The following is a 25,457-nucleotide window of genomic DNA, read 5'->3' on the forward strand; positions in this document are numbered from 1 at the left end:
CCACCTACCCCCTTTCAGCCCCCGGGTGCCCTCAGTGCACCCTGCTCCCCTAAGGAATCCCCATGACCAGCACTTCTTCCCGACCCCTCCCGCGGCACCGCAGAGCTTTCGCAGCGGCCGCCGCCGCCGTCGCCGCCCTCACCCTCAATGGATGCGTTGCCGGCGAGGACTCCACCGCTACCTCCGCCGTGCAGGAGACCAGCGGTGGAACCCTAACCCTCGACTTCGCCACCTACAACCCGCTGAGCCTGATCATCAAGGACCAGGGCTGGCTGGAGGACGGCTTGGCGGATGAGGGAGTCGCGGTGGAGTGGGTCCAGTCCGCCGGCTCGAACAAGGCCAACGAAAACCTGCGTTCAGGCGCCATCGACGTCGGTTCAACCGCCGGTTCCGCAGCACTGCTTAACCGCGCCAACGGTTCCCCGATCAAGGCCATCGACGTGTTCTCCCAGCCGGAATGGTCGGCCCTGGTGGTGGGACCCGATTCCGGAATCACCTCGGTGGCGGATCTGGCGGGCAAATCCGTCGCCGCGACCAAGGGTACGGACCCGTACTTCTTCCTGGTCCAGGCCCTGGACGAAGCGGGCCTGAGCCTCTCCGACGTCACCGTGGAACAACTCCAGCATGCCGACGGCCGCACCGCCCTGGACAACGGTTCGGTGGACGCGTGGGCCGGACTGGACCCGATCATGGCAGATGCCGAGCAGAACGGTGCCCGGCTGGCCTACCGCAACCTGGACTTCAACACCTACGGCCTGCTCGCGGCCAACGAATCCTTCCTGGAGGAGGACCCCGAGCAGGCCCAGGCCGTGGTCAACGCGTATGAAAAAGCCCGCGCCTGGGCAGCGGAGAACCCCGACGAAACTGCCCGGATCCTGGCCGAGGTGGCCGGGCTGGATCCCTCCGTCGCCAAGACGGTGATCCTGGAGCGCAGCAACCTCGACGTTGAGCCGGCCCCCGGCGCGGCGCAGCGCAGCGTCCTGGCGAAGATCGGCCCCACGCTGGTGGAGACCGGGGACGTGGCCAGCCAGGAGCAGATTGACGAGGCCCTGGACAGCCTCCTGGAGGACTCCTATGTGCGGAATGCTGACCCGGATGCGCTCGGAGCCTCCTCGTGAGCACCCCTGCCGCCACCCCTGCCGCCGCCCCGGTTGCCGCGCCGGCCACCCGGGCCGGAGCAACCCGCGCCGCAGGGGCGCCACCGGGGGCCCGGCTGGGCCGGTGGCTTCCACGGCTCGGCCTGGGTTTACTGGTCCCGGCTCTGCTGCTCACGGCCTGGCAGTTGACCGCCACCGCGGGGATTTTCAGTGCCGTGCAGCTTCCCTCCCCCGGCGCGGTCTATGAGGCGGCTGCGGATCTGGTCCGGCGCGGCCAGCTCGGCACCCACATCGCCATCTCCACCCAGCGGGTGCTGACCGGTTTTGCGCTGGGCTCCGCGCTCGGACTGGTGCTGGGTGCCCTGCTCGGCCTGTCCCGGCTGGCCGACGCGCTGCTGGGACCGGCGATTGGAGCACTCCGGGCAGTTCCATCCCTGGCGTGGGTGCCGCTGCTGATCCTGTGGATGAAGATCGGCGAGGACTCCAAAATCACGCTGATCACCATCGGAGCCTTCTTCCCCGTCTTCACCACAGTGGCCCTGGCCCTGCGGCATGTTGACCGGAACCTGGTGGAGGCGGCCCGGGCCTTCGGGCTCCGCGGCGTGAAGCTGCTGACCACCGTGCAGCTCCCGGCCGTGGTGCCGGCGGTCTTCTCCGGCCTGCGGCTTGCGCTCGCCCAGTCCTGGTTGTTCCTGGTGGCCGCGGAACTGATTGCGTCCTCGATGGGACTGGGGTTCCTGCTGATGGACTCGCAGAACAACGGGCGGACGGACCGCATGTTCCTCGCCATCATTGCGCTGGCCGTCATCGGCAAGGCCACGGATGCCCTGCTGGGAATCGCCGAGCGGCGGGCGGTGCGGAGATGGGCCTGAGTGCGGCAGCTACAGCGGCAGCCGCCCGGTCAGTGCAGGCGGCGGGTCAGCGTGACCCGGTCCATCACCACCGAGCCGCCCATGGCCTGGTGGACCTGCAGGAATTCGGTGGGCGAAACCTCCAGGATTGTGCTGTCCAGCCGGCCGGGCAGCAGGTCCTCACGCTGGCCGGCCATCAGGTCCAGGAACAGCCGGGTGGCCTCCGCCCGTGCCATCGGCTCCGTGTAGATCACCCGGTGGGCGGCGGAGGCCAGCTTGTAGCCCGTCTCGATGACAATCACGTATTCGTCCACTCCGGCCTCCTGAGTGCCTGCGGCGCCCGCGTCCCTGACAGCAACCTAAACCCATGCCCACCCCGAAGCACAACGGGGGCGGGCCTGATTCCGTCCGGCACCACCCGAGGAAGGATTCCTTTCCCATGAGCGACCACCAGTTCGGTTTCCGCACGCGTGCCCTGCACGCCGGCGGCACCCCCGATGCCCTGCACGGTGCCCGCGCCGTTCCCATCTACCAGTCGACGTCGTTCGTCTTCAAGGACACCGCCGACGCCGCCAACCTGTTTTCGCTCCAGAAGTACGGCAACATCTACTCGCGGATCGGCAACCCCACCGTCGCCGCGTTCGAGGAGCGCATCGCCTCCCTGGAGGGCGGAATCGGAGCGGTGGCAACGGCGTCGGGCATGTCTGCGGAATTCATTACCTTCGCCGCGCTCTGCTCCGCCGGGGACCACATTGTGGCGTCCGCCCAGCTCTACGGCGGCACGCTCACGCAACTGGACGTGACCCTCCGCCGGTTCGGGATCGACACCACCTTCGTTCCGGGCACCGATCCGGCGGACTACGCCGCCGCGGTGCAGGAAAACACCAAGGCGGTCTATGCGGAGGTCGTCGCCAACCCCAGCGGCGAGGTCACCGACATTGAGGCGCTGGCGAAGGTGGCCCACGACGCCGGTGTGCCGCTGATCCTGGATGCCACCTTGAGCACTCCATACCTGGTCCAGCCGTTCGCCCACGGCGCGGACATCGTTATCCACTCCGCCACGAAGTTCCTGGGCGGGCACGGCACCACGCTGGGCGGCGTCGTGGTGGAGAGCGGCCGCTTCGACTGGGGCAACGGCAAATTCCCCGCCATGACCGAGCCGGTCCCCAGCTACGGGAACATTTCCTGGTGGGGGAATTTCGGCGAATACGGCTTCCTGACCAAACTGCGCTCCGAACAGCTGCGCGATATTGGCCCCGCCCTCAGCGCCACCTCCGCCTTTGCGCTGCTGCAGGGGGTGGAGACCCTGGCCCAACGCCTGGATGAACACCTGCGCAACGCCCAGGCCGTGGCCGAATGGCTCGAAGCTGATCCGCGGGTGTCCTGGGTCAGCTATGCAGGCCTGCCCTCCCATCCGCACTACGCGCGGGCCAGCAAATATCTGCCCAAGGGACCCGGCTCCGTGTTCAGTTTCGGGGTCCGGGGCGGCCGGGCGGCGGGGCAGACCTTCATCGAGTCGCTGCAGCTGGCCTCGCACCTGGCCAACGTGGGTGATTCCCGCACCCTGGTGATCCATCCGGGGTCCACCACCCATCAGCAGCTCTCACCGGAGCAGCTCGCCCGTGCCGGTGTTCCCGAGGATCTGATCCGCATTTCCGTAGGGCTGGAAGACCTGGCGGATATCCTCTGGGACCTGGACTCCGCGCTGACGGCGGCCGCCGATGACCAGGGCTTCACAGCCGCGCCTGCCGTCCACTTCCTGGAGGAGACAACCCATGTCCGCTGACACCGGTTCACCGGCACGTACCTGGACGGGCCCGACGGCGCCGGAGCGGCTTTCGCTGCTGCGTTCAGCCAAGACAATCGCCATCGTCGGTGCGTCGGACAAACCCGCCCGCGCGTCCTACTTCGTGGCCACGTATCTGCTCTCTTCCTCGAAGTACCGGGTGTATTTCGTGAACCCGGTGGTGAAGGAAATCCTGGGGCGGCCGGTGTATCCCTCGCTGGCTGACCTGCCCGAGGTGCCGGACATCGTGGACGTGTTCCGCCGGCACGGGGACCTGCCGGGAGTGCTGGCCGAGGCGAAAGACGCCGGTGCCCGGACCCTGTGGCTGCAGCTGGGGTCCTGGCATGAGGAAGTAGCCAGGGAGGCCGAAGCGGCGGGCCTCAAGGTGGTGATGGACCGGTGCGTGAAAATCGAACATGCCCGGTTCCACGGGGGCTTGAACCTGGCCGGTTTCAACACCGGCGTGATCTCCTCGAAGCGGCAGCTGACGGTCTAGCGTTACCGGTCCCAGTGGGAGGTGCCGGAACGATCGAAACTGTCCCGGCCGTAGCTTCGCTGGTTCTCCCGCCCGCCGTACGAAACCGCACCGCCGTACGAAACCGCGCCCCCGCCGGGGCCCATGGTCTCGCGGACCATGCCGTCGGCGCGGCGGTTTTCCGGGTGGATGTATCCGGTGGTGGGACCCGGGACGGCGTCCCTGCTGATCCCCGGAGTGTTTCCCGGGGAGGACCCATCTCCCTGAACCACGGCCGGGGCCGGGGCCGGCGTTTCCGGAGTGGGCACCGCCACGGGCGCCGGCACAGGGGCGGGGACGGCCGCCGGCGCAGCGGGGTCCGGTACGGTTTCCGCGGCGGGGGCCGCCGGAACCGGGGTTTCCTCCGGAGCGGACGGGGCCGGCGGGGACCGCAGCAGCTCGGGAGCCTCCGGGGTGAAACTGACCGACGGCGAGGGGTCCGCCCGCACCAGGAAATCAGGATGTGCCGCCACTCCACCGGCGCCTACTGCCATCGCGCCAACGAGGGCCGCACCGAGAATGATCCCGCGGCCGCGCTTAGGCCGGGGGCGCAGTGGTACGGGTGTTCCCGCCAACAGTGCGGCAAGTTCCCCACTCGGCTCCGGCGCGGACGTGCGGGACTCCTGGCGCAGGACCAGCAGTCCCTCCACCAGCTCCGGGGATTCCTCGACGCCGGATTCGGTCAGGAGGCCGCGGATGGAAAGCCTGTCCTGTTCCTCAGGATGCTCGCTCATTGTCCGGTGCCTCCTTCCCTTCCAGTTGGTTCTTCAGTATTCCCAGTGCACGGCGCTGGAGCTGCTTGACCGCTCCTGCACTGCGTCCCATGATCTTCGCCGATTCTTCGATGGATAGATCGGCCACCACGCGGAGCAGCAGGACTTCCTGCTGCTGCGGTGTGAGTCCTGCCAGGAGAGCGTCGACTCCGACACCGGCACCCAGCACGCTCTCTTCCGCCGACTCCGTTGCACGGCGGTCCAAATCCGGATCAAACACGGCCGTTGCCGGCTCGCGCTCGCGGCGGCGGACATCGTCCACCATGCGGGCGTGGGCTACGGAGAAGGCGAAGGTGCGGGCCCCCCGGAGGCCGCCGTCGAGCGTGTCCAGCTTGGAGAACAGTGTCAGGAAGACTTCCTGCGTCAGCGATTCGGGGTCCTGGCACCCCTTGGAACGGAGGTAACCCAGGATTCCCGGTGCAAAATCGTCGTAGATTTCCCGCAGGGCCACCGGTTTCCGGGCGCGCGCATCACGGAGCGTCTGCTCGGTAAGCGATGAGGGCACGGCGGAATCACTTTCCTAGGATGCGGAGTGATCCACATGCTACCGCCTCCGCCGTCGGACCCATGCCGTAAACACACGTTGGACGGCCGCACCGATGCTTGTTGGGGGGATAAGCCTCGGCGCGGCCGTTACAAACAGGTAATCGCCCGCAGGTAGGAAAAGGTTACGCACCCGGCGCGGCTTTTTCCGGCGGGTCTGTCCCGGCCCTAGTGCGCTTCCACAATCTGCGCGTTTTCCGCGAAACGGCGGTTCTTCAGCACCGGCAGGAACCGGCGGACATCATCGATCCGCTGACGGGTGACATCGGCTGTCACAACCGCCTCGCGTTCGTCCTCGAGCGCCGCCTGCGGGACCCCCATGGGGTCGAGGATGGCGGAGTGGCCCACGGTGTGCCGGCTGGATGTTCCCGCAGCGGCCACCCAGAGGGTGTTCTCGATGGCACGGGCCTTGAGCAGGGTCTCCCAGTGGTCAATCTTGTGTTCACCCTTGAACCAGGCCGCCGGGACGGCCAGCAGGTCGGCGTCGAGGTCGGCGAGCGCGCGGGCCAGTTCCGGGAAGCGCAGGTCGTAACAGGTCATGACCCCCACCCGGAGGTCCCCAACCCGCATCACCTTCACACCGCCGTCGCCCGGTTTGATCCGCGTGGATTCGGCGTAGGAGAAGGCGTCGTAGAGGTGCAGCTTCCGGTACGTGTCCACTATCCGTCCGGCCGCATCGATCAGGACCAGCGTGTTGAAGGGGCGTTCCTCCCCGCTGGACTCATAGCCGCCGGCGATCACGGCGATTTCCAGTTCCGCCGCCAGCAGGGACAGCTGCGAAACGAAGGTGGTCCAGGAGGCGTCGACGGCGGCGGCCAGGGAGCCTTCCACCTTGCCGATGCTGAACATGGATTCCTCGGGGAAAATAATCAGTTCCGACCCCTCGGCGCGGGCCTTGCCGGCCAGGGAACGCATGGTGTCCAGGTTTTCCCGGACCTCCCCGGAAGGGCTGAACTGACCGACGCTGACTAACACTTTCGACCACCTTCACTCGAGCTCGATTGTCCCCAGCCTAGACCAGGTCCTCGAAGTGGAGGACGGGTTTCAGGACGCTTCCGCTCTTGGCTGCCGCGGCCGCCTCATTGATGTCCCGGAACGAGTACCGGGTGATCATCTTTTCCAGCGGGAACCGGCCCTGCTGCACCAGATCCACCAGCGCCGGCAGGAACAGCTGCGGGTTGGAATCCCCCTCGGTAATTCCCAGGATCTGGCGCCCGTTGAGCATGAAGTTCACGTCCAGGCTCATGGTGCTGCCCGCGGCGGGCGCACCGATCAGTCCGAGCTTGCCCAGCGGTGCCAGCACCGAGGCGGCGGTTTCCGCCACCTTGACGCTGCCGGTGGTTTCCAGGGCGTGGGTGACGCCCTGGCCGCCGGTCAGTTCCATCAGCGCCTGGACGGCGTCGGTGTTCCCGGAGTTCACGACGTCGGTGGCCCCCAGTTCCCGGGCCAGTTCCAGCCGGGAATCCACCAGGTCCATAACGATAATGCGCGTGGCCGGGGACAGGGCGGCGGCCATTACGGCGGCCAGGCCTACGGGGCCGGCGCCGAACACGGCCAGAACGGATCCCGGCTCGGGCTTCAGGACGTTCAGCACGGCTCCGGCGCCGGTCTGGATGCCGCAGCCCAGCGGTGCCAGCAGGGATAGATCCGCGGCCGGATCCACCTTAGTTACGCCGCGTTCGTCCGCCAGGACCCGGTTGGAGAAGGACGACTGGGCGAAGAAGTGCCCGTGCAGGTCGGTGCCGTTTTCCGAAAGAGTGGAGCTGCCGTCCGCGCGTTCCCCGCCGAGGAGGTTGCGGGACAGGAATTCAACGCAGTACGCAGGGTGGGCACTGCGGCAGTTGCGGCACACTCCGCAGCTGGTGAAGGTCAGCAGGACGTGGTCTCCGGGCTGCACCGAAGTCACGGCACTTCCCACGGCTTCCACCACGCCAGCACCTTCGTGGCCAAGGACACCGGGCAGCGGAAAAGGAATGTGGCCTGCCTGCACACCCAGGTCGGTGCCGCAGACTCCGCTGGCCACCACCCGGACCAGTACCTCGTCCGGACGGGGATCATCCAGCGTCACTTCTGCAAGTTCGAAGGGCTGGTTGGTGCCGCGCAGGACGGCGGCCGTAGCTGTGCTGGTCATGTCTGCCTTTCCCGGCCGGATCGGGACACCCGACACGATCTGCGGCGGCGTTCCGGCACGTCTTCACCCTACGCCCGCCCTAGACTTGGGCGGCATGGATGAAATCACTGCACCCGTTGACCTCGGCTCATCCGCCGGGGTCTTGAATCCGGCCGCCGTGGGCTTTGCCCGCGGCGCCCTGCACCACCCGGTGGTTCCCTCGGGCCTCAAGGGCGGCTGGCGGACCAAGCGCTGGGAGTACTGGGGTGTCCTCACCCCCGAGCTCGCCGTCGGCCTGACCATTGCCCACCTCGACTACGCGTCCACCCTGCAGCTGTACGTGTACGAACGCAGCACCGGCAAGGAGATCAGCGTGGAGCCGCTGAAGATCCTTCCCTCCTCGGCGGATGTTTCCCTCCCCGATACCCGCCCTCCCCTGACCGCGTTCGGCGCGTTCGGCGGTGCCAGCCTGCGGTTCCACGACGCCGACGGCGGCACCCGGCTGCAGGCGTCCTCCCCGCGGGTCTCCGCGGACCTGTTCGCGGAAGCTGACGGCGACGTCCTCGGAGTGGTGGTGCCGTGGTCCACCCACCGCTACCAGTACACGCTCAAGGACGTAGCCCGCCGGGTTTCGGGCACCGTCACCGTGGACGGGCGCGAGTATCCGGTTGGCGGAGAAGATTCGTTTGCCGTGCTGGACCGCGGCCGCGGACGCTGGCCGTACTCGCAGCGCTGGAACTGGGGAGTGGGGTCGGGCACGGTGGACGGCACCCGGCTCGGACTGCAGATCGGCGGGAAATGGACCGCCGGCACCCCGGCCACGGAAAATGCCCTGATCGTGGACGGGCGGCTGCACCATTACGACGGCGAACTGGAGTTTGAGTACGACCTGGCGGATCCGGCATCGATCTGGCGGGTGCACGGTCCGTGGATTGACGCGGTACTGACCCCGTTCCACCGGCGGGTGGCGGCAACGAACGCCGTCGTTATCAGCGCCCGGACCTGGCAGGCGTTCGGTACCTGGACCGGCACCGCCCGCACCCCGGACGGGACCGGGTATTCGCTGGATGGGCTGGGCGGCTGGATCGAAGAGGCCCGGAACCGCTGGTAGCCGGACCACCGACAGCATGTGCCGGGCGTAGGAGCGCGCCGTTGACCGGCGTCCCCGCCACTGTTAGCTTCGGGAATCATTTTCCCCCGCCGGACAGGAGCCCTCCATGACCAGTGTCATCTCATCCATTGCCCTCGACGCGGCGGATCCGCCGCGGCTGGCGGAGTTCTGGACCCGGGCGCTGGGGTACCGGATCGCGGAGACCAACGACGCCGACGTCGTTACGCTCGTTCGGGCTGACGGCAGTGCCGGGCCGGACATCGACATCATCCCCGTGCCCGAGGGGAAAACCGTTAAGAACCGGCTGCACTTGGACCTGCGGGCGGCGCCGGGCAGTACTCAACACCAGGAAGTGGAACGGCTGCTTGCGTTGGGGGCGGTACGCGCGGACGTCGGGCAGGGAACCGAGGTGGACTGGGTGGTGCTGGCCGATCCGGAGGGCAACGAGTTCTGCGTGCTGAGCCGACCGGAACCTGCCCTTTGAGCTACGGCTGATATGCGGCTCCCGTAGACAGGGAAGGCCCCGCAGCCGGGGCCTTCCATGCGCGGTGACGCTATTCGTTGATCAGGTCCCGCACCACGATGGTCTGGTCGCGGTCCGGACCGACGCCGATGGCGGAGAACCGGGTACCGGACATCTTCTCCAGCGCCAGGACGTAGTTCCGGGCGTTGTCCGGCAGATCCTCGAGGGACTTGGCACCGGTGATGTCCTCGGTCCAGCCGTCGAAGTACTCGAAGATCGGCTTGGCGTGGTGGAAATCGGTCTGCGTCATCGGCATCTCGTCGAAGCGCACGCCGTCGACGTCGTAGGCCACGCAGACCGGGATCTTCTCGATGCCGGTGAGCACGTCCAGCTTCGTCACGAAGTAGTCCGTGAAGCCGTTGACGCGGGAAGCGTGGCGGGCTAGGACGGCGTCGTACCAGCCGCAGCGGCGCGGGCGGCCGGTGTTCACACCGAACTCGCCGCCGGTCTTCTGCAGGTACAGGCCCATGTCGTCAAACAGTTCCGTAGGGAACGGTCCGGCGCCGACGCGCGTGGTGTAGGCCTTGATGATGCCCACGGAGCGGGTGATCCGGGTGGGGCCGATGCCCGAGCCCACGGATGCGCCGCCGGCGGTGGGGTTGGAGGACGTCACGAACGGGTAGGTGCCGTGGTCCACGTCGAGGAAGGTGGCCTGGCCGCCCTCCATGAGGATCACCTTGCCCTCGTCCAGGGCGCTGTTCAGCTCGTAGGTGGAGTCGATGACCATGGGGCGCAGGCGGTCCGCGTAGGAGAGGAAGTACTGGACGACCTCTTCGGCGTCGATGTCCCGGCGGTTGTAGACCTTCAGCAGCAGCTGGTTCTTCTGCTTCAGGGAGCCTTCGACCTTCTGGCGCAGGATGGACTCGTCGAAAATGTCCTGCACACGGATGCCCAGGCGTGCCACCTTGTCCATGTAGGCCGGGCCGATGCCGCGTCCGGTGGTGCCGATGGCGCGCTTACCCAGGAAGCGTTCGGTGACCTTGTCCATCACCTGGTGGAACGGGGCCACCAGGTGGGCGTTGGCGGAAATCCGCAGCTTGGAGGTGTCCGCACCCCGGGATTCGAGGCCGTCGATCTCGGCGAAGAGCGCCTCGAGGTTCACCACGCAGCCGTTGCCGATGACCGGAATGGCGTTGGGGCTGAGGATGCCCGCGGGCAGCAGCTTAAGTTCGTATTTTTCACCGCCGACGACGACGGTATGGCCGGCATTGTTTCCGCCGTTGGGTTTGACGACGTAGTCGACGCGGCCGCCGAGCAGGTCGGTGGCCTTACCTTTACCTTCGTCGCCCCACTGGGCGCCGACGATGACAATAGCTGGCATGGGATCCTCCCCCATTAGATACGGGGCGAAGCTGCTTGGTTGCAGATCCGCTACCGTGCATGAGAACGCCCCTGGACTCGCACCTCCTGCCGTCACGGCATACTTCGGCGCAAGTTGCGGGGCTCTTACCTGCCAAGTTTAGCCGATCATGCCGTTGCTCACCCTAGGAATGCGCTGTAGGGGGAACTATCCGCGGCGCTTCGCAGGTATCGTGGGCGCATGGACCGATTCCGCGGTTACATTGCCGGTCTTGGCACCTCCTCCGGCACGAGGCTGGTGGTGGGGCACTGGCTTGAGTCCCCGCTGGGCCCCTTCACGGACGTGATGGCGGAGGACGACGCCGGTGTGCGGACGCTGCTGGCACCCTCCGAGGCGGCAGCAGAGTATGTCGGCGGGACCTACCGGTTCGACCGGACCGTGGTTACCCCCGTGGACGCCGTTCTTTCCCGGGATGCGCTCCGGGTGGCCGCAGGGCCGCTGCGGCTGGAGGCCGTACTGGGACCGGTGACTTTCCTGGGCCGGGTGCTGGAACACGTGCCCGCCCCGCTGGCCGTGGCCCCGTGGTGGCTGAAGCTGATCAACCCCGTGGCCGGGCTGCTGGTTCCAGGGGTCCGGACCGCCGGATCGGCGGGCGGTGGACGGCGGGAGTTCTACGGCGTCCGGTCCCTCCGGTCCCTGGCCGCCGCGACGGCCGCGTGGGACGGCAATAACCTTGGCCGGCTGCGTCCCGTGGAACCGCCGGTGAAGTTCGGTTTCAGTTCCGTGCCGGCCGCCCCGCAGATTGTCGCCGTCACCACCACGATCCTGCCCTGACTCCCCCGGAAACAGGACGGACCGGCGGAACGGTCAGGGCGTCACAGGACGCACCGGCTGGCGCAGCACAGTGCGCAGCTTCTCCGGCGCTGCCCGGCGCGGGTCACTGAGGTACACCTCGTGGTGGTCTCCGTTGAACGTCAGCCCGCGCCCGGGCATCCAGGTGGAGTGCAGCCGGGCCAGGACCGGACCCTCCGTGTCGTAGGGCCCCACAAAGAGGATCTGCGCCGCCAGGCCCTCCGTAAGCGTGAGCAGGTGCAGCTGGTCCAGACCCGGAAGCGGTTTCTTAGCGGCAACGGAAGCCACAGCGGCCTCCACCATGTCCTCCGTGATCCACTCCGGCTGGGCAATCAGCATGGTCCAGTCCCAGGTGCTTTTCTCCCGGCGGGTAAATACCTCCGGATCCTCGGCCCGCCACAAACCTTCCAGCGGGCCGACGGTGAAGTCCGCCTCCAGCTCATCCTTGGAGGCAAACTTCAATGAATACGCCACCGGATAGAGGCACTCGAGGGCCTGACTGTATTCAGCCGAGGTATTGGGGTCGCCGTGCCCATCCACGGCGAGGTAATGCATGATCGGCACGTCCACCAGGGTGAAGTCGCCGCCGCGGGGTGCATAGAGTTCCGGATAGGACCGTTTCAGGTCGAATTTTTCCACGCACACACCACCTTCCGGCCGGCTTCCCAGCGTAGGCACGACCTCCCCGTTCCCGGGAGGCCCGGCCGCAGCAAACCCGGACTCCCAACCCAAAAGAAACGGCGGCCCCCGGAAACCGGGGACCGCCGTTTTTAGCGTTGGAGCAGGAGCCTACAGACCTTCGATGGCCGCCTTGGCCTGCGGATCGGAATCGTCGAGGAACTTGCGGATCCGGTCCACTTCCTCGGTTTCGCCAATCGCCGCTGCGGCCCGGCCCAGCGCGTACAGCGAGCGCAGGAAACCGCGGTTAGGCACGTGCGACCACGGGATGGGGCCGATGCCGCGCCAGCCGGCACGGCGCAGGGAATCCAGTCCGCGGTGGTAACCCACCCGTGCGTACGCATAGGACTCCACGTTCTGGCCCTCCTCGAACGCTTCGTCCGCGAGCGCGGCCCACACCTGCGATGAGGTGGGGTACTTCGCGGCGAGCTCCACCGGCTCGTCGCCTGCCTCCAGGCGGGCGACGACGTCGGTCTCCTCCGGAAGGTAGGTGGCGTCGGGGCCGAGGAGGTTCTTGCGGAATTCGTCTGACATTAGAGTGCCTTACCTGCCGATCCTAGGTTCTGTGCTGCTTCCACCACGCGGGCGGCCATGCCCTTTTCAGCGGCTGCACCCCAGACGCGCGGATCGTACTGCTTCTTGTTGCCTACTTCGCCGTCCACTTTCAGCACGCCGTCGTAATTGCGCAGCATGTGGTCCGCCACCGGACGCGTGTAGGCGTACTGGGTGTCGGTGTCGATGTTCATCTTCACGACGCCGTAGGAGACGGCGTCGGCGATCTCCTGGGCGGAGGAGCCGGAGCCGCCGTGGAAGACCAGGTCGAACGGGCGGTCCTTGCCGATCGATTCACCCACGGAGTCCTGGATTTCCTTGAGGATTTCCGGACGCAGCTTCACGCCGCCGGGCTTGTACACGCCGTGGACGTTGCCGAAGGTCAGGGCGGTGATGTAGCGGCCCTTGCTGCCGTCGCCGAGGGCTTCGATGGTGGCCATGCCGTCCTGGACCGTGGTGTAGAGCTTGTCGTTGATGGCGTTTTCCACGCCGTCTTCTTCACCGCCGACGGTGCCGATCTCGACCTCGAGGATGATCTTGGCGGCCGCCGTGCGGGCCAGCAGCTCCTGCGCGATGCGCAGGTTGTCGTCGAGGGTCTCGGCCGAGCCGTCCCACATGTGGGAGTTGAAGATCGGGTCCTCGCCGCGCTTGACGGCGGCTTCCGAGGCGGCCAGCAGCGGCAGGACAAAGTCGTCCAGCTTGTCCTTGGGGCAGTGGTCGGTGTGCAGCGCAATGTTCACGTTGTAGCTTTTGGCTACTTCCTTGGCGTACGCCGCAAAGGCGAGGGAACCGGCGACCATGTTCTTCACGGAGGCTCCGGACCAGTACGCCGCACCGCCGGTGGACACCTGCACAATGCCGTCCGAGCCTGCTTCGGCGAAACCCGCGAGCGCAGCGTTGAGCGTCTGCGAGGAGGTGACGTTGACTGCCGGATACGCGAAGCCCCCTGCCTTGGCTCGGTCGATCATCTCGGCATAAATCTCCGGGGTTGCAATAGGCATGCTGACTCCAAGGTCGATACGGCAGGGCCTTCAGCCCTCGTTGGCTCCTTACATCCTAGCCACAAGTGCCGTCGCGGCATCAGGTACCGCTGACGGATTACGACGTCGGCCCGGGCACCGCGGTTTAGTTCACCTTCTGGCCGAACACGTGCCGCCGGATCCAGCCGTGCATTGCAATGGCCGCCGCCGAACCGGCGTTGATGGACCGGGTGGAGCCGAACTGTGCGATCGACAGGGTGGCGTCGGCGGCGGCATGGACCTCCGGGCTCAGGCCCGGACCTTCCTGCCCGAACACCAGGACGCAGTTTTCCGGCAGCTCATAGGTCTCCAGCGGCACCGAATCCGGGAAGTTGTCGATGCCGATGATGCTCAGGCCCTCGCCGCGCGCCCACTGGACAAAGTCCTCCACGGTGGGGTGGTTGCGGATGTGCTGGTAGCGGTCGGTGACCATGGCGCCGCGGCGGTTCCACCGGCGTCGTCCAATGATGTGCACTTCCTTCGCCATAAACGCGTTGGCCGTGCGCACCACGGTGCCGATGTTGAAATCGTGCTGCCAGTTCTCGATCGCCACGTGGAACGGATGCCGGCGCGTATCCAGGTCCGCCACGATCGCGTCATGTTTCCAGTACCGGTACTCATCCACCACGTTGCGGGCGTCGCCGTTGGCCAGCAGTTCCGGGTCCCAGTGATCCCCTTCGGGCAACGGACCCTCCCAAGGACCCACGCCTATCTGGTGGGTCGGGGCTGCGGCTTCATCGACGGTGTCGTCACTAAGTTCTGAGGGGCTGTCTATCACCCTTCCAGCCTAAGGTGAAAGACTGGCAGCGCCCGCTTCCAGTGCCTCCGGGACAGGTTCCCAGGCCGTGCGGTGCACTGTAAGCCGAAGCAGTAATGCAGTATGCGAGAAATGGGAGACCGTGGGCGAAAACGAGAACATTGAATGCTGGTTGACGGACATGGACGGGGTGCTGGTTCACGAGAACCATCCCATCCCCGGTGCCGCGGAACTCATTGACCGCTGGGTGTCAACGTCCAAGCGCTTCCTGGTGCTGACCAACAACTCCATCTACACGCCGCGGGACCTGGCCGCCCGCCTGCGGGCCTCCGGGCTGGAGGTGCCGGAGGAAAACCTCTGGACGTCGGCCCTGGCCACCGCGGAGTTCCTCAAGGACCAGGTGAAGAACTCCGGGACGCCCGGGCGCTGCTTCGTGGTGGGCGAGGCCGGCCTGACGACGGCACTGCATGAGGCGGGCATGATCCTCACCGACACCGCACCGGACTACGTGGTGCTGGGCGAGACCCGCACGTATTCCTTCGGGACCATCACCAAGGCCATCCGGCTGATCCTGGACGGCGCCCGGTTCATCGCCACCAACCCGGACGTCACCGGTCCCTCGCAGGAGGGTCCACTCCCGGCCACGGGAGCCATTGCGGCGCTGATCACGGCGGCCACCAAGATGGAGCCCTACATTGTGGGCAAGCCCAACCCCATGATGTTCCGGTCCGCCATGCGCAAGATTGACGCCCACTCCGAAACCACGGCCATGATCGGTGACCGGATGGACACCGACATCGTGGCAGGCATCGAGGCGGGACTGCACACCGTCCTGGTGCTCAGCGGCATCACCCAGCGCGAGGACATTAACCGGTACCCGTTCCGGCCCACGCAGATCATGAATTCCGTGGCGGACCTGATCAACACCATCTGATCCTGCGGCTAGTCGAGGCCGAGTTCGTCCTTGCCAAACGCAAACAGGTACGGCACGCCGGCCTCGGCCTCGATGCGCTCCTTCGCGCCGGTGTCCCGGTCCACGATCACTGCCACGGCCACCACGTTGCCGCCCGCTTTCCGTACGCCTTCGACGGCGGTCAGTGCCGATCCGCCGGTGGTGGATGTGTCCTCAAGGACCACCACGTTACGCCCGGCGACGTCGGGGCCTTCCACCTGGCGGCCCATGCCGTAGGACTTCTGCGCCTTGCGCACCACGAAGGCGTCCACGGCCCGGCCGGCACGGGCAGCGGCATGCATCACTGCGGTGCCCACCGGGTCGGCACCCATGGTCAGGCCGCCGGCATTGGTGAACCCGATCCCGGCGTTGTCCAGCAGTTCCAGCATCACGTCGCCCACCAGCACCGACGCTTCGTGCTGCAGCGTGACGCGTCGCAGGTCGATGTAATAGTCCGCTTCGGCGCCGGAGGAAAGCACCACGTGGCCGCGGACCACCGCCAGCTCCTTGATCAGTTCAAGCAGGCGGGCGCGGGACGGGGCAATCGCGGGCGATGTCATGGGCCAATCCTAGCCACGGTCGCTGGACCGGTGGGTGGCAGCCCGGATGGCGGCCCTGGCGCCGTCAAACTTCCGCGGACCTTTCCCGGGCCCGGCACGGCAGACGGATATAGGCTGTGGTCCATGCGGAAACTACAAGAGGAAATCATTGCCGAGCTGGGAGTTCAGCCCACGATTGATGCGGCCGCGGAAATCCGCCGCCGGGTGGACTTCCTCAAGGACTATCTGCACGCCTCACACTCCAAGGGTTTTGTCCTGGGCATCAGCGGCGGGGTGGATTCCACGCTCGCCGGCAAGCTTGCCCAGCTGGCCGTGGACGAGCTGAAGGCCGAAGGCACCGAAGCGCGGTTCATCGCCCTGCGCCTGCCGTACCGGGTCCAGCATGACGAGGAGGACGCCCAGGCCGCCCTGGAGTTCATTGCTCCGGCGGAGTCCCTGGTCTACAACGTCGGACCCGCCGTGGACGGTTTCCAAGACGAGTACGTGAAGATGACCGGCGAAAAGATCACCGACTTCAACAAGGGCAACATCAAGGCCCGCGTCCGCATGACCGCGCAGTACGCGGTGGCGGGCCAGCACAACATGCTGGTGATCGGCACCGACCACGCCGCGGAATCGGTCACGGGATTCTTCACCAAGTTCGGCGACGGCGGCGCGGACCTCCTGCCCCTCTCCGGCCTGGACAAGCGCCAGAACCGGGCGCTGCTGGCCGAGCTGGGTGCCCCCGCAACCCTGATCGCCAAGGCCCCCACCGCCGACCTGCTGGATGACAGGCCCGGCCAGACCGACGAAACGGAGCTGGGCCTGAGCTATGACACCATCGACAGCTATCTGGAAGGCGGGGACATCCCCACTGACGCCGCCGAAAAGATCGAGGCCCGCTTTGTGATGACCCGGCATAAGCGCACCATCCCGGTCACCCTTTCCGACATCTGGTGGAAATAGCCGCCGCCGGCCGTGTGGCGCAGGGCGCAGTGTGGAGGCGGACGGGATTCGGTAACGTAGCAGTGTGAAGATAGCTACCTGGAACGTGAACTCCATCCGCGCCCGCGCCGACCGCATCGAGGCCTGGCTGCAGCGCTCCGACGTCGACGTCCTGGCAATTCAGGAAACCAAGGCGAAGGACGACAATTTCCCCTGGGAATTGTTTGAAAAGAACGGTTACGAGGTGGCGCACTTCGGGCTGAGCCAGTGGAACGGCGTGGCGATTGCCTCCCGGGTGGGGCTCGACGACGTCGAACGCACCTTCCCGGACCAGCCGATGTTTGGCAAGACCGAGGACACCACCGTGGCCGAGGCCCGTGCCATCGGCGCCACCTGCGGCGGCGTCCGCGTGTGGAGCCTGTACGTGCCCAACGGCCGTGCCGTGGAAGATCCGCACATGCCGTACAAGCTGCAGTGGCTCAAGACCCTCAAGAACCATGCCGCCGAGTGGATCACCGAGAACCCCTCCCTGGAGCTGGCGCTGATGGGTGACTGGAACATTGCCCCGCAGGATGACGATGTGTGGGATATCGACTGGTTCCGTGCCCAGAACGCCACGCACATCACCGAGCCCGAGCGGCAGGCCTTCAACGAGTTCCTCGACGCCGGGTTCACCGACGTCGTCCGTCCCTTCCACCCTGGGCCGGGCGTCTACACCTACTGGGACTACACCCAGCTGCGGTTCCCCAAGCGCCAGGGCATGCGTATCGACTTTGTCCTGGGCTCCCCCGCCCTGGCCAAGCGAGTCACCGGCGCCGTCATCGACCGGGAAGAGCGCAAGGGCAAGGGTGCGTCGGACCACGCTCCCGTGATTGTGGAACTGGACTAGCCGTGACGCGGCATCCGCAGCAGTCGCTGTACCGCACCTTCCCGTTTGTCTCCTACCTCCGCGTCTACGAGCCGCTGGACGCCTTTGATGACACCCAGCAGTTGGCCATCATGGAACAGCGCGCCCGCGGACGCCACGAAACCGAAGTCCTCGAACGTACCGATGCCGTCCGCCGGCTGGTCCGGGTGGTGTCGGATCCGTTCCCGCACAACGCCACGGACCTGGTCCGGGTGCTGCATTATCCGGCGCAGGAAGGTGTCACCACCCGCCTGTACTGCCCGAACCAGCTGGCGGTCCGCACGTCCCTGGCCGCCGAATCCCTGGGCGACTCCATCCGCGGGCCCCTGGTGGATGTGCTGGTGCCGGAAGTCGCCCGGGAGGCCCACGCCGCGCGCCTGGATCCGGATTCCTTCGCCGATTCGCTGGCCAAGCTGCACACCCGCTCCGCTACCTGGGGTGTTCCCTTCGGCTGGTTTGTCCTGCTCCACGAAGAGGACCACACCGAGGTGGTGGAGGATGACGGGCATGTCCAGACGGTGCGGCTCTCCGCCCCGGTGCTGCAGTGCATCGAGCGGGCACGTTCGGCCTCGGCTGCCCTGGCCATGGCGGCACCGGAGCTGGACCTGCTGGATGAGCTGGCCGAGCTCACGGCCTGGCTGGAGGTCTTTGATCCGGAGGCCGTGCTGGAGCTCGATTACGGTCCGGTGGCGGACCTGGTCTTCCCCGACGACTCCCCGTCCGATGTACGGCTGGGCATCGAGTCACTGGCCGACGGTGACATGACGGGTGCCGCTGCGGCCTACCGCCGGCTGGCCTCGCGCTGGATTCCCATCCGGCAGCTGGCCCGGGCCTCCTAGGATGTCCTAGCGGACCCGGTCTTCCCTGCCGAAGCGCAGCCGGCGTCCGGCCTCCAGGCTCAGCAGCACCGGGGTCTGGTGCCCGAGGACGGTGTCCAGGGTTTCCACCAGGGCCGTGGCGTCGGCCGCAATCAGGTGCGGAGCCGCTCCCTGCCGCGGAGTGATCCGCACCCGCAGGGCGCTGCGGCCCTTCACTGAGTAGGCGTTGACCGAAGACGCAGCGACATCCGGGTTCTCCTGCAGTGCGCTGCGCAGGGCCTGTTCGGCGACGGTTCCACTGATCTCAACCCGGCCGGGCGCGCCGTCGTCGTCGTATTCGGAGACGAGGGTTCCGGTCCGGCCGCCGCCCTGCCCGGCCATCCACACCACCATCAACACGATGCCCAGGAAGCTCAGCAGGGCAAGCGCCACCCACATCCAGCTGCCGCTGCCCCCGGGCAGGGCCGTGGCGTCGAGCGAGGAGGAGACGGCGGGACCGGCGTCGGCGGCAAACCCGTGCCAGGCCCGCGCGGCGGCAGGCCAGGCGGAGATGAGCGCCAGACCGCCGCCGATACCCATCAGCACCAGGCCGAGCAGTCCGAGCAGGAACCGGTTCAAGGCCCTTGGTGTGGCGTTCACTGTCCGATCACCCCGGTTTCGGCAACGCGGACCCGGACGGCCGGCTGCGGGTCAAGCTTGGTCAGCAGCAACTCATCCTCCACTGCCGTACGCACCGCTTCGGCGTCCACGGGAGTACCGGATGTTGGACGGATCTGCACCTCCACAACGGTCCTGCCAACCGTCACCAGCACCTGCTGCGGGGTGACGCCTGCCCGCATCCGGGCGCACCGGGCCAGCGACGCGGCCAGCACTTCGCCGTCCACCACGACGGCGGCGCGGGGGTTGGGCAGGGAATAGCGGGCCCGGCGGCCCGGAAGTACGGCCTGCAGGAAGAACAGCAGGCCCGCGAAGAAGATCAGCGCCCCGGACAGGCCGAGGATCAGCGGGTCGGAGTCCGCCGGGAGGCCCGCCAGCCAGTTGCCGAAGGTAGGCGGATCGATCAGCCAGGCCTCCTGTCCCAGCACCTGAAGCACGGATTCCAGCAGGACATAGCTGAAAAAGAGGATGCCCAGGACAGCAACGGCGGCGGCCGCGGCCGTGCGTGCCGAATGTGTCTCGCGCCGAAGGATTCTGTTGGTTACCGCCAGGTCCGCCTGCTTCACCGCACCCGCCTTCCTTCGGCCGGCAGGACGCCGGTGACACGGATGTCCACCCGGGAGAGCCGGGAACCCGTAAGTTCGGCAACGCGCTGCATCAGCACCGGTTTGGCGGCGTGGGCCAGCTCCCAGACGGTTCCGCCGGCGCGGTCCAGCATGCCGGGGGTCAGCGCCTGCAGCGGTGGCAGCGTGATGGGCAGGGACACCGACAGGGCGAGCTGCCCCCGGTCATCCGTCCACTGGACGCGCACCTGCTGGGCGGGCACACCGAAGTATTCGGACGCCGCCGCCTTAGCGGTGCTGCTCAGGGCCTGGGTGCTGATCCGGTTGTGTCCCGCAAGGTGCGCGCCGGTTTCCGCCGCCGGGGGCGCAGCTATGGTGCTCACGAAGAGGAGCGGCGGCCGGTCAGCGCATCGGAGACGCTGCGGAAATCAATCTTGCCCTCCGCAGCGCGGCCCAGCAGCGCTCCGGCCGCAATAAACAGGGCGGTCAGCAGAAAGCCCCAAAAGTCGAAAATCAGTGCGGCAAAAGCCAGTACGGCTCCAATTGCCATTCCTACCACTGTCGGTTTCATTTCCCCTGCCTTCTTGCCTGACGCATCACCGGTACGTCCTGGGTGGAACGTGCTGAAAGCCTATACCGCTTTGGCTCCTGAGACCGGTACGGGAGCGGGCGGATCGGTGGGAAGGTGCACGTCGGAGATTTCCACGTTGACCTCGACGACGCGGAGACCCACAAGTTCCTCCACCGCTCCGTAAACGGCGGCACGGACGTTGTTCGCGACGACGGTCAGGGCATTTCCGTAGGCGGCTACGAGGCTGATATCCACGGCGACTTCACGCTCGCCGACTTCCACATGCACGCCGGAGGTGGCATTTGTTCCGCCGACGGCGTCGCGCACCGCGCCGAGCGCCCGCCCCGAAGGATTGCCGAGCGTTAAGACGCCGGGAACAGCCCGGGCGGCAATTGCGGCGACCTTTGCCACCGCCTGCTCGCTGATGGATGTCCGGCCGCCGACGGCGGCAGGGACGCCGTCGGCGTCGGCATACGGGGCAGTTGCGGGCGGGGCTGGTGCAGGCACGGCTGGTGCCGCAGTGACGGGAGCGTTCGCTGAAGTGTTCCGGGGCTCATCCATGGGTTCAGCGTATCCCGGGGGCGGAACGTTGTGCAGGCCGCAGCGGCTGCAGCTGTTCCGGGCCTTTCCGGGCGGCCAGCGGCCGGACAAAAGCGCCGGCGGGCAAAAGAAAAACCCCGTCCTGTCTCCTGCGAGACAGCTACGGGGTTTTAGCTGGTGGCTCCGACCGGCGTCGATCCGGTGACCTTTCGATTTTCAGTCGAACGCTCTACCAACTGAGCTACAGAGCCTGGCATCATCAACCGATGATCACCGAGATCTTCCAAATCGCTTCAGAAAATCTGAGCGACCCTGACGGGACTTGAACCCGCGACCTCCGCCGTGACAGGGCGGCGCGCTAACCAGCTGCGCTACAGGGCCTTGCTTTTCACGAGTGTAAACTCTACCAGATTCTCACCGGCTTGATTTACCACTCCTGAGTACCCCCAACGGGATTCGAACCCGTGCCGCCGCCGTGAAAGGGCGGTGTCCTAGGCCGCTAGACGATGGGGGCCAACAGAACACACATGGTTTGAAGCGGCTGGATTCCAGTCGTTTCTCGCCGTTGTGGACCTCTAAAACTATAGGGCCTAATTCCGGAATATCCAAAACCGTACGGGTGAGTGCTGCGCCACTACAGTGGAGGGGTGCCAATCGAGATGAACCCGGACGAGTTCGACGCCTGCGTGGAAGCAGCCCTCGACTCCATTCCGGCGGATCTGTCCCGCGCCATGAACAACGTGGCGGTCTTCATCGAGGACGAGTATGTGCCCGGACCGCATGAAGATCCGGACACCGAGCTGCTGGGCGTCTACGAGGGAACCCCGCTGACCGAGCGGGATTCCTGGTGGGACGCGGGTTCGCTGCCGGACCGGATTGTGGTGTTCCGCGGGCCGCTGCTGCGGATGTGCGGAAGCCGGGAGGAAGTAGTGGACGAGGTCCGGATCACCGTCATCCATGAGGTAGCCCACCACTTCGGCATCAATGACGAGCGGCTGCACGAACTGGGCTGGGGCTAGCCTTTAACCATGAGCGGGCATCACGGGCACAGCCACGGGCTGGGCATAGTCACGGCGACCGGTAAACACCGGCAGCGCCTCCTGATCGTTTTCCTCATTACCATCTCCGTGGTCCTGATCCAGGTGGCCGGAGCCCTGTTCTCGGGGTCGCTGGCACTCCTGGCCGACGCGGGCCACATGCTTTCCGACGCCGCCGGTGTCTCCATTGCCCTCGTAGCGGCCTGGCTTGCCGCACGTCCTGCCACGTCCCGGCGGACCTACGGCTACCAGCGGGCCGAGGTCCTGGCCGCGCTGGCCAATGCGGTGCTGCTGATCGTTATTGCGGTGGTGATCTTTGTCGAGGCGCTGGGCCGGCTGGGCGGCACTCCCGACGTCGACACCGGGCTGATGCTGCCCTTCGCCATCGTGGGCGGCCTGGCGAACCTCGTCTCCCTGCTGGTGCTGCATGCCGGCCGAAAGGACTCCCTGAACGTCCGTGGCGCCTATCTGGAGGTACTGGGCGATCTACTGGGCTCCGCGGCGGTGGTGGTGTCCGCCGTCGTCATTATGACCACGGGCTACCAGCAGGCCGACACCTGGGCTTCCATCCTGATTGCCGTGATGATCCTGCCGCGTGCCTGGTCACTGCTGCGCGAGGTCATCGATGTGCTGCTCGAGGCCACCCCGCAGGGCGTGGATGTTGGGCTGATCCGGGACCACATCGTCTCGGTGGACGGTGTCTCCGATGCGCACGACATCCATATCTGGACCATCACCTCCGGGGTTCCGGTGTTCTCGGCACATGTGGTGGTGGAGGAGGAGCACCTGACCCCGGACGGACTGGACCTGGTGCTGGACCGGCTGACCCGGTGCCTCAGCAGCCATTTCGACACCGACCACTGCACGTTCCAGCTCGAGCCGGCCAGCCACGCGGTCCACGAAGGCCAGCAGCACGCATAGGCGCTTCACCCGGCCGCTATCCGGCGACCGGCAGCTATTCGGCGATCATCGGCCCAAAGTTCGCCCGGTCCAGCAGCCGCGGATCATCGTGGTCCGGCACCACCATGAGCGGACCCTTGGCGTGGTGCATCACGCTCTGGCTGGTGGAGCCCAGCAGCATGCCGGCGAAGCCGCCGCGGCCGCGGGTGCCCATCACCAGCAGTTCCACCTTTGCCGTGCGTTCCACCAGGATCTCCGACGGGGTGCCGTCCACCAGTTCAACGGTCATTTCCAATCCCGGGAAATGGCTCTGCAGCCAGTCCCGGCCGGCGTCGAGCTGTTCACGCAGTTCCGCATGCAGCGCCTCGATGTCCAAGGGGGCAGGCACCCAGGCGAGCGAGCCGGTGAACGGCGGCAGCGCACATAGGATGCGCAGCGGCAGGCCCATGCTCCGGGCCTGCTCTGCGGCCACCAGGGACGCGGCACGGCCCTGTTCCGAACCGTCCACACCCACAACGACGGCGTGGTGGACGGCGTCGGGGTCCGGTGAGTTGGCCGGGGGCCGTATCCCGGAATCCGGCAGCCGTCCCGCAGTCCGCAGCGGCACGACGACGGTGGGGCATTTCGCATGCGCCGGCAGGGCACTGGAGACGGAGCCCAGCAGGCGTCCAACAAATCCGCCGCGGCCACGCGAGCCGACCACCATGAGGTCGGCGTCTTCGGAAAGCTCCAGCAGGACGGCAGCCGCGTCTCCGGTCTCCACCCGCGGTATCACTTCCACCCCGTAGTGGCTGATCCGCTCAATGGCCTCGTCCAGCACCTGCTGGGCGCCGTCCCGGATCATCGCGTCATCAACCGTGGTGTAGCCGGCATCCATGGAGGACGCCGCGAAGATGGGCACCGTATAGGCGGTCACCACGTGCAGCGGACACTGCCGCCGTCGTGCCTCCCGTGCCGCCCAGAAGAGGGCGCAGATGCTTTGATCGGATCCGTCCACGCCGACGACAATGCCCGCAGGTCCGTCCTCGCCGGCCCCGGCACCCCAGGTCGAATCAGTCATATGCCGCTCCTTCGGGTCCCCAACCGGCGCTTCCCCCTCCGGCTGTCGTTAGCAGTAGCGTACCGCTCCGGGTACCGGCCTACGCTACCGCCCCGGGGCGGGCAGATATATGGTTCCGCCTCAGGACCCAAGCCTCTGGGGAGGTTTCGAAACCAGGAACGAAACCAGGACCGCAGGAGGACCGCCCATGAGCGAGCAAACCGGTTCCACTGAATATTCGGAGTCCCACCATGGCGAAACCCAGCCTGAGGCAGCGCCGACCCAGCTGACCGGAGCCGTGGTGATCGGATGCGGACTCAGCGGCCTGGCCGTCGCCACTGAACTGGACCGGCAGGGGGTGGACTCCATAGTGGTCCACGGTCCGGCCCCGGCCGCAGCCACCATACGGGAGGCAGCGGTGGAGCCGGAGGTGCTCCCCGAGCGGGCCGAACTGCTTCGCCTGCTGCATGCCTACGCAGCCAGCCACCGCCTGGATGTCCGGGAGGATTCCGCAGCCCGGGAGATGACCCGGGCAGATGCCGCCGGCCTGCTGCCCACACCCGTGGCCGGCACCGGCAAATGGGCGGTACGCACCGGCAGGGAACTGCTGCTGGCCGACTATGTGGTGCTCACCAGTTGCTCGCGGTCCGATCTGCGGAAGCTGGCACGCAGCCTGGGGGTTGGCGCCGGACCGGAAGCTGTGGCCGCACTGCGGGACATCGGGGTGTATCTGGTGGGGGTCGGCGGAAACCTGCTGCCGTCACTCCACGGGCTCGTGCGGCAGGCGAAGGCTGCTGGAACAGCCATCGCCGATGCCGCTCTTCCAGCCTGGGAGTGCCCGACCTAGACGCACTGCCGCACCTAAAGATCAGTCCTCGCGGAGCCGCCGTCGGATGATCAGGGCAATCAGCACAGCCACCGCGAGCAGCACCACCGCGGCCGGCACAATCACCAGCCACGGGGAGCCGGCATCGTCGGACTGGTTCAGCACCGGCGTCGGCGTGGTGTCGGCCGGCTGGGACGCACTGCTCGACGCACTGCCCGCCGGAGCGTTGGACTCAGTGCCGGTTCCGTTTCCGGCACCACCGCCCGAGACGGTGAACCCGAACGTCCCCTCGATCGGGTGGGCATCGGAGGAAACCACCCGCCACTGCACGGTGTACTCGCCCGCGGGCGCTTCGGGGCGCACGGACTGGGTGGCGGTGTTGTCCAGGATCCGCACCTGTCCTTCGGCCCAGTCGGTCCCATCCTCAGCCAGGACCCGCACCTGGGAGCCAATGGCGGCCGGAATGCTTGAGAAGGTCAGTTCCACCGACTTCGGGGCCGCGTCCAGCACCGCGCCGGCGGCCGGGGTGCTTCCAGTGAGCTCGTCATGCGCCGCAGCGGGCGGTGCGGACACCAGCAGCCCCGCGCATAGAGCCAGCAGGAATGCCGCCGCGGCGGCGGCGAAACCGGTTTTGGAGAAGAATGTGCTCACGGTATTCATCACCGTTTCAGCCTAACCGGCCCGGGCCCGGGGCACG

At 67.0% G+C, this 25,457-nt stretch carries 32 protein-coding genes and 3 tRNA genes; 14 read left to right on the forward strand and 21 right to left on the reverse strand.

Annotated features, from left to right (window positions below; all coding sequences use genetic code 11):
• Positions 1–62: 62 nt before the first annotated feature.
• Positions 63–1,118: an aliphatic sulfonate ABC transporter substrate-binding protein gene (locus QNO03_RS10860; protein ID WP_289603327.1), complete on the forward strand. Its 1,056-nt coding sequence runs from the start codon at positions 63–65 to the stop codon at positions 1,116–1,118.
• The gene (locus QNO03_RS10865) at positions 1,115–1,969 is read left to right on the forward strand and encodes an ABC transporter permease (protein ID WP_502874578.1); all 855 of its coding nucleotides are present in this window, start codon (positions 1,115–1,117) and stop codon (positions 1,967–1,969) included. Before QNO03_RS10860 ends, QNO03_RS10865 begins: the two co-directional genes overlap by 4 nt.
• Positions 1,970–1,998: 29 nt before the next feature.
• Here the strand turns inward: QNO03_RS10865 and QNO03_RS10870 are convergent, their stop codons facing one another.
• Positions 1,999–2,262 (reverse strand): hypothetical protein, encoded by a 264-nt coding sequence (locus QNO03_RS10870; protein ID WP_229945508.1) that lies wholly within the window; start codon positions 2,260–2,262, stop codon positions 1,999–2,001.
• Positions 2,263–2,387: 125 nt separating this feature from the next.
• Here QNO03_RS10870 and QNO03_RS10875 point away from each other — a divergent pair, with 125 nt between their 5' ends.
• Positions 2,388–3,734, forward strand: coding sequence for an O-acetylhomoserine aminocarboxypropyltransferase/cysteine synthase family protein (locus QNO03_RS10875; RefSeq protein ID WP_289603328.1), 1,347 nt, complete (start codon positions 2,388–2,390; stop codon positions 3,732–3,734).
• Positions 3,724–4,230: a CoA-binding protein gene (locus QNO03_RS10880; protein ID WP_289603329.1), complete on the forward strand. Its 507-nt coding sequence runs from the start codon at positions 3,724–3,726 to the stop codon at positions 4,228–4,230. The genes QNO03_RS10875 and QNO03_RS10880 overlap by 11 nt, the downstream gene beginning before the upstream one ends.
• Before the next feature lie 2 nt (positions 4,231–4,232).
• Here the strand turns inward: QNO03_RS10880 and QNO03_RS10885 are convergent, their stop codons facing one another.
• From QNO03_RS10885 to QNO03_RS10900, 4 genes are all read right to left on the reverse strand, one after another.
• On the reverse strand, positions 4,233–4,982 hold the full coding sequence (locus QNO03_RS10885; protein ID WP_289603330.1) for a hypothetical protein: 750 nt from the start codon (positions 4,980–4,982) through the stop codon (positions 4,233–4,235).
• On the reverse strand, positions 4,966–5,526 hold the full coding sequence (locus QNO03_RS10890; protein WP_289603331.1) for an RNA polymerase sigma factor: 561 nt from the start codon (positions 5,524–5,526) through the stop codon (positions 4,966–4,968). Before QNO03_RS10890 ends, QNO03_RS10885 begins: the two co-directional genes overlap by 17 nt.
• Before the next feature lie 206 nt (positions 5,527–5,732).
• Positions 5,733–6,539 carry a carbon-nitrogen hydrolase family protein gene (locus tag QNO03_RS10895; protein ID WP_289603332.1) on the reverse strand — a complete coding sequence of 269 codons (807 nt, stop codon included), beginning with the start codon at positions 6,537–6,539 and terminating at the stop codon, positions 5,733–5,735.
• A gap of 37 nt (positions 6,540–6,576) precedes the next feature.
• Complete coding sequence (locus tag QNO03_RS10900) at positions 6,577–7,695, reverse strand: NAD(P)-dependent alcohol dehydrogenase (protein ID WP_289603333.1); 1,119 nt, start codon at positions 7,693–7,695, stop codon at positions 6,577–6,579.
• A 94-nt stretch (positions 7,696–7,789) separates the two neighbouring features.
• On the opposite strand from QNO03_RS10900, the gene QNO03_RS10905 reads away from it, so the two are divergent.
• Both QNO03_RS10905 and QNO03_RS10910 read left to right on the forward strand, forming a co-directional pair.
• Positions 7,790–8,785 carry a DUF2804 domain-containing protein gene (locus QNO03_RS10905; RefSeq protein WP_289603334.1) on the forward strand — a complete coding sequence of 332 codons (996 nt, stop codon included), beginning with the start codon at positions 7,790–7,792 and terminating at the stop codon, positions 8,783–8,785.
• Positions 8,786–8,891: 106 nt separating this feature from the next.
• Positions 8,892–9,269, forward strand: a complete 378-nt coding sequence (locus QNO03_RS10910; protein WP_289603335.1) for a VOC family protein — start codon at positions 8,892–8,894, stop codon at positions 9,267–9,269.
• A gap of 70 nt (positions 9,270–9,339) precedes the next feature.
• On the opposite strand, the gene QNO03_RS10915 is transcribed toward QNO03_RS10910, so the two are convergent.
• Positions 9,340–10,629: an adenylosuccinate synthase gene (locus tag QNO03_RS10915; RefSeq protein ID WP_229951460.1), complete on the reverse strand. Its 1,290-nt coding sequence runs from the start codon at positions 10,627–10,629 to the stop codon at positions 9,340–9,342.
• A gap of 219 nt (positions 10,630–10,848) precedes the next feature.
• Between QNO03_RS10915 and QNO03_RS10920 the strand changes: the two genes are divergently transcribed.
• Positions 10,849–11,442, forward strand: coding sequence for a hypothetical protein (locus tag QNO03_RS10920; RefSeq protein ID WP_289603336.1), 594 nt, complete (start codon positions 10,849–10,851; stop codon positions 11,440–11,442).
• Between the two features lie 33 nt (positions 11,443–11,475).
• Here the strand turns inward: QNO03_RS10920 and QNO03_RS10925 are convergent, their stop codons facing one another.
• The 4 genes from QNO03_RS10925 to QNO03_RS10940 form a co-directional block, all read right to left on the reverse strand.
• Complete coding sequence (locus QNO03_RS10925; protein ID WP_289603337.1) at positions 11,476–12,099, reverse strand: GyrI-like domain-containing protein; 624 nt, start codon at positions 12,097–12,099, stop codon at positions 11,476–11,478.
• A gap of 150 nt (positions 12,100–12,249) precedes the next feature.
• Positions 12,250–12,672: a DUF3151 domain-containing protein gene (locus QNO03_RS10930; protein WP_289603338.1), complete on the reverse strand. Its 423-nt coding sequence runs from the start codon at positions 12,670–12,672 to the stop codon at positions 12,250–12,252.
• Positions 12,672–13,691: a class II fructose-bisphosphate aldolase gene (fbaA, locus tag QNO03_RS10935; protein WP_229945535.1), complete on the reverse strand. Its 1,020-nt coding sequence runs from the start codon at positions 13,689–13,691 to the stop codon at positions 12,672–12,674. The genes QNO03_RS10930 and fbaA overlap by 1 nt, the downstream gene beginning before the upstream one ends.
• A gap of 124 nt (positions 13,692–13,815) precedes the next feature.
• Entirely contained in the window at positions 13,816–14,421 is a 606-nt protein-coding gene (locus QNO03_RS10940) for a TrmH family RNA methyltransferase (RefSeq protein WP_442860218.1), read from the reverse strand.
• Between the two features lie 226 nt (positions 14,422–14,647).
• On the opposite strand from QNO03_RS10940, the gene QNO03_RS10945 reads away from it, so the two are divergent.
• Positions 14,648–15,400, forward strand: a complete 753-nt coding sequence (locus QNO03_RS10945; protein WP_229946599.1) for an HAD-IIA family hydrolase — start codon at positions 14,648–14,650, stop codon at positions 15,398–15,400.
• Between the two features lie 8 nt (positions 15,401–15,408).
• Here the strand turns inward: QNO03_RS10945 and pyrE are convergent, their stop codons facing one another.
• Positions 15,409–15,978: an orotate phosphoribosyltransferase gene (gene pyrE / locus QNO03_RS10950; RefSeq protein ID WP_229945537.1), complete on the reverse strand. Its 570-nt coding sequence runs from the start codon at positions 15,976–15,978 to the stop codon at positions 15,409–15,411.
• 123 nt (positions 15,979–16,101) lie between these two features.
• Between pyrE and nadE the strand changes: the two genes are divergently transcribed.
• The 3 genes from nadE to QNO03_RS10965 all read left to right on the forward strand — a co-directional run bounded on the left by nadE (position 16,102) and on the right by QNO03_RS10965 (position 18,648).
• On the forward strand, positions 16,102–16,923 hold the full coding sequence (gene nadE / locus QNO03_RS10955; RefSeq protein ID WP_289603339.1) for an NAD(+) synthase: 822 nt from the start codon (positions 16,102–16,104) through the stop codon (positions 16,921–16,923).
• 64 nt (positions 16,924–16,987) lie between these two features.
• Positions 16,988–17,791, forward strand: a complete 804-nt coding sequence (locus tag QNO03_RS10960; protein ID WP_289603340.1) for an exodeoxyribonuclease III — start codon at positions 16,988–16,990, stop codon at positions 17,789–17,791.
• A 2-nt stretch (positions 17,792–17,793) separates the two neighbouring features.
• On the forward strand, positions 17,794–18,648 hold the full coding sequence (locus QNO03_RS10965) for a DUF8083 family protein (RefSeq protein WP_229945545.1): 855 nt from the start codon (positions 17,794–17,796) through the stop codon (positions 18,646–18,648).
• Between the two features lie 6 nt (positions 18,649–18,654).
• Here the strand turns inward: QNO03_RS10965 and QNO03_RS10970 are convergent, their stop codons facing one another.
• From QNO03_RS10970 to QNO03_RS11005, 8 genes are all read right to left on the reverse strand, one after another.
• Positions 18,655–19,266 (reverse strand): hypothetical protein, encoded by a 612-nt coding sequence (locus QNO03_RS10970; RefSeq protein WP_289603341.1) that lies wholly within the window; start codon positions 19,264–19,266, stop codon positions 18,655–18,657.
• Positions 19,263–19,850 (reverse strand): DUF6286 domain-containing protein, encoded by a 588-nt coding sequence (locus tag QNO03_RS10975; protein ID WP_229945549.1) that lies wholly within the window; start codon positions 19,848–19,850, stop codon positions 19,263–19,265. Before QNO03_RS10975 ends, QNO03_RS10970 begins: the two co-directional genes overlap by 4 nt.
• Positions 19,847–20,230 (reverse strand): hypothetical protein, encoded by a 384-nt coding sequence (locus QNO03_RS10980; protein WP_354003898.1) that lies wholly within the window; start codon positions 20,228–20,230, stop codon positions 19,847–19,849. The genes QNO03_RS10975 and QNO03_RS10980 overlap by 4 nt, the downstream gene beginning before the upstream one ends.
• On the reverse strand, positions 20,227–20,418 hold the full coding sequence (locus QNO03_RS10985; protein WP_229945553.1) for a DUF2273 domain-containing protein: 192 nt from the start codon (positions 20,416–20,418) through the stop codon (positions 20,227–20,229). The genes QNO03_RS10980 and QNO03_RS10985 overlap by 4 nt, the downstream gene beginning before the upstream one ends.
• A gap of 60 nt (positions 20,419–20,478) precedes the next feature.
• Positions 20,479–20,979 carry an Asp23/Gls24 family envelope stress response protein gene (locus QNO03_RS10990; protein ID WP_289603342.1) on the reverse strand — a complete coding sequence of 167 codons (501 nt, stop codon included), beginning with the start codon at positions 20,977–20,979 and terminating at the stop codon, positions 20,479–20,481.
• Between the two features lie 154 nt (positions 20,980–21,133).
• Positions 21,134–21,209, reverse strand: a tRNA-Phe gene (locus QNO03_RS10995).
• A 56-nt stretch (positions 21,210–21,265) separates the two neighbouring features.
• Positions 21,266–21,339, reverse strand: a tRNA-Asp gene (locus QNO03_RS11000).
• 60 nt (positions 21,340–21,399) lie between these two features.
• A tRNA-Glu gene (locus QNO03_RS11005) sits at positions 21,400–21,472 on the reverse strand.
• A gap of 145 nt (positions 21,473–21,617) precedes the next feature.
• On the opposite strand from QNO03_RS11005, the gene QNO03_RS11010 reads away from it, so the two are divergent.
• On the forward strand, positions 21,618–21,977 hold the full coding sequence (locus tag QNO03_RS11010; RefSeq protein ID WP_289603687.1) for a metallopeptidase family protein: 360 nt from the start codon (positions 21,618–21,620) through the stop codon (positions 21,975–21,977).
• Between the two features lie 9 nt (positions 21,978–21,986).
• Positions 21,987–22,916, forward strand: a complete 930-nt coding sequence (locus QNO03_RS11015; protein WP_229945564.1) for a cation diffusion facilitator family transporter — start codon at positions 21,987–21,989, stop codon at positions 22,914–22,916.
• 34 nt (positions 22,917–22,950) lie between these two features.
• Here the strand turns inward: QNO03_RS11015 and QNO03_RS11020 are convergent, their stop codons facing one another.
• Positions 22,951–23,955, reverse strand: a complete 1,005-nt coding sequence (locus tag QNO03_RS11020) for a universal stress protein (protein ID WP_289603343.1) — start codon at positions 23,953–23,955, stop codon at positions 22,951–22,953.
• Positions 23,956–24,142: 187 nt separating this feature from the next.
• Here QNO03_RS11020 and QNO03_RS11025 point away from each other — a divergent pair, with 187 nt between their 5' ends.
• Positions 24,143–24,781: an NAD(P)/FAD-dependent oxidoreductase gene (locus tag QNO03_RS11025; RefSeq protein WP_289603344.1), complete on the forward strand. Its 639-nt coding sequence runs from the start codon at positions 24,143–24,145 to the stop codon at positions 24,779–24,781.
• 21 nt (positions 24,782–24,802) lie between these two features.
• Here the strand turns inward: QNO03_RS11025 and QNO03_RS11030 are convergent, their stop codons facing one another.
• Positions 24,803–25,420, reverse strand: a complete 618-nt coding sequence (locus tag QNO03_RS11030) for a copper resistance CopC family protein (protein WP_289603688.1) — start codon at positions 25,418–25,420, stop codon at positions 24,803–24,805.
• Positions 25,421–25,457 lie beyond the last annotated feature (37 nt).

Source organism: Arthrobacter sp. zg-Y877 (assembly GCF_030373105.1).
In the GTDB taxonomy this organism is placed as follows: Bacteria; Actinomycetota; Actinomycetes; order Actinomycetales; family Micrococcaceae; genus Arthrobacter_B.